The 6,678-nt window shown below is 65.5% G+C and carries 5 protein-coding genes; all 5 read left to right on the forward strand.

Annotated elements, in window-relative coordinates; translation table 11 throughout:
• Positions 1-936, forward strand: a 936-nt coding sequence (locus ABNS06_RS00490; RefSeq protein ID WP_348671926.1) for a hydantoinase/oxoprolinase family protein, incomplete at its 5' end; no start/stop codon positions are given.
• A 30-nt stretch (positions 937-966) separates the two neighbouring features.
• A complete protein-coding gene (locus ABNS06_RS00495) occupies positions 967-1,377 on the forward strand; it encodes an acetone carboxylase subunit gamma (RefSeq protein WP_348671928.1) in 411 nt (136 codons plus the stop codon).
• A gap of 10 nt (positions 1,378-1,387) precedes the next feature.
• Positions 1,388-3,523, forward strand: a complete 2,136-nt coding sequence (locus ABNS06_RS00500; RefSeq protein ID WP_348671929.1) for a hydantoinase/oxoprolinase family protein — start codon at positions 1,388-1,390, stop codon at positions 3,521-3,523.
• A gap of 17 nt (positions 3,524-3,540) precedes the next feature.
• Positions 3,541-5,811 carry a hydantoinase B/oxoprolinase family protein gene (locus tag ABNS06_RS00505; RefSeq protein ID WP_348671930.1) on the forward strand — a complete coding sequence of 757 codons (2,271 nt, stop codon included), beginning with the start codon at positions 3,541-3,543 and terminating at the stop codon, positions 5,809-5,811.
• A gap of 4 nt (positions 5,812-5,815) precedes the next feature.
• A complete protein-coding gene (locus ABNS06_RS00510; protein ID WP_348671931.1) occupies positions 5,816-6,646 on the forward strand; it encodes a hypothetical protein in 831 nt (276 codons plus the stop codon).
• Positions 6,647-6,678: the final 32 nt, after the last annotated feature.

Below are 6,678 nucleotides of genomic sequence, written 5' to 3' on the forward strand. Positions count from 1 at the left end.
CGGGTGAAGGTCGGGCCGGAGTCGGTTGGCTCCGAACCCGGACCGGCCTGCTTCGGGCTGGGTGGTACGCAGGCGACGATCACCGATGCGTTCCTGGCGATGGGCCTGCTGGACCCGACTTCGTATTTCGGCGGCGATCTCCAGCTGGACGTGGAACGCGCCCGGCGCGCGATCGACGAGCACATCGCCAAGCCGCTGGGTCTGTCCATCGAGGAGGCCGCCGCGCGAATGGAGGCCGCCTGGGTGGACAAGGTCGCCGACGCCCTGCGCGCGACTGGCGACGTCACGCCGGATACCACGCTTGCGGCCTTTGGCGGTGCCGGCCCGTTCGTGGTCTGCAAGGTGGCCGATGCGGTCGGAGTGCGTCAGGTGCTCATCCCCGGTCTGGCCGCCGTGTTCTCGGCCTTCGGCGTGGGCTTCTCGAATATCGCGCACGAGTACGAGGTGCTGCTGGCCGGCAACGACCAGGCCTCGCTCGACGCCGCAAAAGAGGACGCGATGGAGCAGGCGCGCCGCGGCATGTTCTCCGAGGGTTTCGCGCTGGAGGACTGCGACGTCTCCACCGAACTGGTTGTCTCGGATGGTGAGTCGCGTCGCCACTTGGCCGTCAACGGCCGTCTGCCGGATTCGGTGGGCACGGACGATCGGCTGGCGGTTCGGGTGACCGTGGTCAAGACCATCGCCCAGCCCGGTCTGAGCGGCAGCTTCGCCACGGATTCCGCGAGCCTGCCGCCGGCATCCAGTGACGCCACCCGGTCGGTGCTGATCGACGGCGCCATTCTCGACGTGCCGGTCTACCGCATCGAGTCGCAGACGGGCGGGGTGGGCGCGACCGGCCCGGCGGTGCTGGAAGAGGCCTTCTTCACCTGCCGGCTGGACCCCGACTGGACATTCGAATTCAACGCCAGCGGCGACATGCTGCTGCGCAAGCAGTAGGCCGACGCAGCCTGCGAGGAGACAAGCGACATGAAGGTACTGGTCACCGAATACCTCCGGATTGATCTCGACCGCGAACGCTGGGAGTGCCGCGCCTGCGAGGGCGATCTGCACGATGCCCGCGACAACTACAAGCGCGGTCTGCTGGTCTACAACCGCAATCCGGAGGAGATTCATCCGCCGCTGCTGGATACGTCCAAGTACAGCCGCACCTATTCGCCCAACCCGGACTGGTGCCGGATTCTCGAATACTACTGCCCGCATTGCGGGACGATGATCGAGGTGGAGTATCTGCCGCCGGGTCATCCGCCGCTGCACGACATCGATCTCGACATCGACGCGCTGAAGGCGCAGTGGGCCGATCGCGACGAGGTGAAGGTGCCTCCGGTGGGCAAGTACACGCCGGCGCCGCGGCATTCCCATGCCGGGCATGGTCACTGAGGGCGCCGCGATGAAACGAGTTTCAGTCGATATTGGCGGCACGTTCACGGACTGCTTCGTGGCCTGGGGTGACAAGAACATCCAGGCCAAGGCGCTGACCACCCACCAGAATCTCGCGCTGGGTTTCAACAGCGCGCTGGAGTACGCCAGCGGGGAGCTGGGCATCGAGGTGCCGACGCTGCTCTCGCAGGTTGACTCGGTGCGCTACGCGACCACGCTGGGCACCAATGCGCTGATCGAGCGCAAGGGCCCACGCATTGGCCTGCTGGTCACGGCCGGGTTCAAGAGCACCGTGCCGTGCTCGCGTGGCCGCGGCTACGGCGTGGGGCTGTCGCAGGATCGTCAGCAGGACATTCCCAGCGCGCAGCGACCCGATCCCATCGTGCCGATTCCTCTGATTCGCGAGGTGCGCGAGCGCATCGACTACACCGGCCACGTGTTCCTGCGGCTCGACGAGCAGGACGTGCGCCGCAAGATTCGCGAGCTGGTCGACGCCGGCGCGCAGGCCATCGTGGTCGCCTTCACCAACAGCGTGGTCAACGCCGAGCACGAGCTGCGGGTCCGGGAGATCTTCAACGAGGAATTCCCGGGCCATCTGCTCGGCTCGATTCCCTGCCTGCTGTCGCATCTGGTCGCCGGTCGCAAGGGCGAATACGCCCGCACGACCTCGACGATCATGGACGCCTTCCTGCACGCGGTGATGTACCACGGCCTCGGCTCGCTGGAGCTGAACCTGCGGACCCGGGGTTACGAAAAGCCGATGTTGGTCAACCACAACTCCGGCGGCATGGCGCAGCTCAACTCCACCGACGCCTTGCAAACCGTGCATTCGGGGCCGGTGTCGGGCATCGCCGCCAGCGACCATCTGGCCCTGCAATCGGAGCTGGGCAATGTGGTCGCCACCGACATGGGGGGCACCAGCTTCGACATCGGCATCGTCACCCAGGGCGGGGTCAAGCATTACGACTTCAACCCGGTCATCGACCGCTGGCAGGTGTCGATTCCGATGGTCGAGCTGGTCACGCTCGGTGCCGGTGGTGGCTCCATCGCGAGTTACGACCGCATGTTCGAGACCGTTCAGATCGGTCCTGAGTCCGCCGGTTCCGACCCCGGTCCGGCCTGTTACGACAAGGGCGGCATGAAACCCACGGTGACCGATGCCGACCTGATGCTGGGCTATCTGGAACCCGACAACTACGCCGACGGCTTCATCAGGCTCAACCCCCGTCGGGCCAGGATGGCGATCGAAGAGGAGCTTTGCGACGACCTGGACTTGGACGTCGTCGAGACCTGCAAGCTCATCAAGCGCACGGTGGACGCCAACATGGCGAACGGCATTTCCACCGAGCTGCGCACCCGCGGCTACGAGCCCAGGGACTTCACCATGCTGGCCTACGGTGGCAACGGGCCGCTGCATGCCTGCGGTATCGCCAACGTGCTCGGCGTGGACCGCGTGCTCGCCCCGCCATTTTCGGCGGTGTTCTCCGCCTGCGGCGCCGGCAGCATGAATCAGATGCACATTCATGAGGTGAGCACCTGGACCGTGCTGTTCGACGCCAACCAGTCCAGCTTCTTCAGCGACTTCGACAGCTTCAATACCGCCGTCGAGGAACTGGAGGGACGGGGTCGTGAGGATCTGGTGCGTCAGGGGTTCGAGGAAGCCCAGGTGCAGCATCGCCTGGAACTGGACATGCGCTACGGCAATCAGCGCGTGCAAACCGCCGTGGTCACCGAACTGCGGCGGCTGGAATCACGCAAGGACGTGCTCAAGCTGATCGATCAGTTCCATACGCGTTACGGCGAGCGCTTCGGGCAGGGCAGCCAGGCGCCCGAAGCCGGTGTTCGCATCAACACCATCCGCGTCTGCAGTTTCGTCGAGCAGACCGCCGTCACCTTCGATGGCGTGAAGCTCAACGGGCGGACGCCCACCGCGATCGAACCGGTCGAACAGCGCATGGTGCATTTCGTCGGCATCGACAGCCCCGTGCAGACGCCGGTCTTCGGCGAAGCGGCGCTGGAGCCGGGTACCCACATCACCGGTCCGGCGATCGTCACGACCCGAGCCACCACCTACCTCGTCGAACCGGGCTGGTCCTACAGCGCCGCCAGGCATGGCGCCGTCTGGTTCACACGCGACGACGCCTGAAGCGGCAGGAGACACCCATGGATGATCAAATCACCGACGGCTACATCAGCGACGAGGAACAGGCGCTGATCGATCGCTTTCTCGATGACAACAAGCTGTTTCTGGGTCCCGACCCGGCGATCATGCGCAATCACTCGATCCAGCCGCGCACGCCCTACGAAGAACGGCTGCTGTCGCAGGAACAGGACGTACACCAGCTGAACCACGTCCGCGGCCTGGTCAGCGCCGCGCTGGACGAGGGGTTCCAGATGGTGAACCAGATGGGCGCCGCGCCGGGCGCCCGCTGGGGCGATCTGGTCACCGCGATCATGACGCCGACCGGCGATCTTTCGATGATCGCTCCCCACGGCATCATCGCGTTCGCCAGCGTCTGTCACTACCCGATCAAGTACATCAACAAGTACTGGACGCAGGACGAGACGGTGGGGGTGCGCGACGGCGACGGCTTCATCCACAACGACGCGCGTTACGGCGGCATCCACAACACCGACCAGTCGATGATGATGCCGATCTTCCACGACGGCGAACTGATCTGCTGGCTGGCCTGCACCATCCACGAAGGTGAAAACGGCGCCACCGAACCGGGCGGCCTGCCCGCGGCGGCCGAGTCCCGTTACGACGAGGGGCTCAAGATGTCGCCCTTCAAGGTTGTCGAGAATTTCAAGCTCAAGCGTGATCTCGTCACCTTCCTGCAGAACTCGGTGCGCGATCCCAAGCTCCAGCTCGAGGACATGAAGGTGAAGCTGCATGTCGTCATGCGGATGCGAGAGCGCGTGCTGGCGATCGTCGAGGAGTTCGGTCGTGACGCGCTGGCCGCGATGATGCGCAAGAGCCTCGAGGATGTCGAAGTCGAGGTCCGGCGTCGCATCGCCGAACTCCCGGACGGCACCACCCGTGTCCAGGCGTTCATGGATTCCACGCTGCGGGAGAACGCCATCCAGAAGCTGCGGATGGATGTCACCGTCAAGGGCGACCGGATGACCTGGGACTTCTCCGGCTGCTCGCCACAGTTCATGAACCGGTCGGTGAACACCAACATCGGGTCGTGGAAGTCCGCCCTGGTGACGGGCCTGTTGCAGAACATCTGGCCGGATCTGCCCCACACCATGGCGCTGCTGTCGCCCATCGAGATCATCAGCCAGCCCGGCACGATCATCGATGCCGAGGGCGAGGCGCCGCAGTCCATGAGCCTGATGCCGCTGTTCAAGGCCTGCACGATCCCGACGATACCGATGGCCAAGCTTGGCTACATGCTGCCGCATCGCTACACCTCCATCATCGCGCCGCAGTACGACCAGGCCGCCACGTTCATCTACGGCGGCCTGACCCAGCACGGCGAGATCACCGGCAACTTCTGCGGCGACATCAACGGTTGCGGGCAGGGTGCCCGCGCCACCGCCGACGGTGAGGACGCGGTATCGCCCGTGTTCGGCTTCATGGCCGACACCGGCGAGCACGAGATCAACGAGGAGGACGTTCCGATCATCCGTCTGGGCGCCCAGGTGCTCGCCAAGGATCGGGCCGGCTGGGGCAAGTTCCGCGGTGGTCTGGGTTACGAACAGGTCGCAACGGTGCGCGGCTCCAACATGTTCGGCTTCATGACTGGCTGCGAGGGCTCCATGTTCTCGTCGGCCCAGGGCATGTTCGGCGGCTATTCCTGCCCCGCCTATCAGCTCTGCAAGATCAAGAACGTCAACGTGTTCGACATCTTCAACGACGGCACGACGGACATCAGCGACGTGGAGTTCAACATCGTCGACCTGATGAACAAGCAGCCCTTCGAGGGTGGCACGTACACCTCGCAGGACATGGGCATGACCTTCGAGATCTGCAACGAAGGCGAGGTCTACATGATCTGCCAGGGTTCCGGGGGCGGTTACGGCGACGTGCTGGAGCGCGATCCGTATCTGGTACTCAAGGATGTCGAGGAAGACAAGGTCAGCGCCTCCATTGCCCGCGACCTGTTCAAGGTCGTGTTCGATGACAAGACCCTGGTGCTGGACGAGGCCGCCACGGAGGCCGCGCGCAAGGCCGAGCGCCAGGCGCGGCTGCAACGCGGCACCAAGTTCGACGATTTCGTCCAGGACTGGACGCAGGACGAGCCGCCGAAGCACGTCCCGTACTACGGCTCCTGGGACGACCCCAACACGATGATCATCGGGGCGGGCGAGGCCCGGATGAAAGTCCCCTACGACCAGATCCCGCCGATCCTGATGCCGGATCCCAAGGATCTGCAAATCGCCGAGTTGCAGGCAAAACTCGCCGCCTGCGAGGCATCCAAAGGATAAAACCATGCCGCGTTTCGAACCCAACGGCGCCGGTGCGTCACCGCTCTGGCTGGACCACACCGCGTACACGGCGCAGTTGCTCGCGTCCGGCCATCCGCCGTGGCTGGACGCCATGGCCTGCGCGACCTGGCTGAAGAAGGGCCACGGCCTGCTCCAGCCCGACGTGGTGCGGTTTCCGACCATGGATCTGATCGCCGCCTGGGCCGAGGCCCATCCGGAACTGGGTGCGGCGCTGGGTGAGAAATCGCGGGATACCTATCCGCTCAAGCGTCTGCTGGCCGACGGCCCGCTGCGGGCGCATATCGCCGAGGTGTTGCAGGCCCTGCGCGGCGGACTGCCCAACGCACCCATCGCGCTGGCGCTGGCGATGCCGTCGGCGATGCTCACGTCGGCCGCCGCGCTGGCCGGTCGCGCTCTCGACACCCCCGACGAGGACATGGTCGACACCGCCGCGATGTACGTGGCCGATGCGCTGCGTGAGCTGTCGGCGCTGGCGCCGGACTGCATCGACATCGTGCTGCTGGAAGCCACCGGTGCCGATGTCGCTGGCGAGCTGGACCTGTGTCAGCCGATCTTCAACGTCGCCGAACACCAGCGCTGGCAGGTCGCGTTGCGTGCGGACGCCTCAGGGTCGCTGGCTTGCGAGGCGGTCGACATCGTCATCGCCGAGGCGCCCGGTTCCGGTACGCGCGGGGTACTGATCAGTCAGGAGGGATGGACGGCGGACAACCCGTCGAGTGGCGGGGATTTCTGGTTTGCCTGCGTGCCGGCCGGCTCCGATCCGGAGCAGGTGCTGGCGCGCGTCGCTGGACTCAAGAAGGCGCCGACGGCCTAGGGAGGCAGCGGCGATCAGGACAGGAGGAGACC

Source organism: uncultured Abyssibacter sp., assembly GCF_964000955.1.
Lineage (GTDB): Bacteria > Pseudomonadota > Gammaproteobacteria > Nevskiales > OUC007 > Abyssibacter.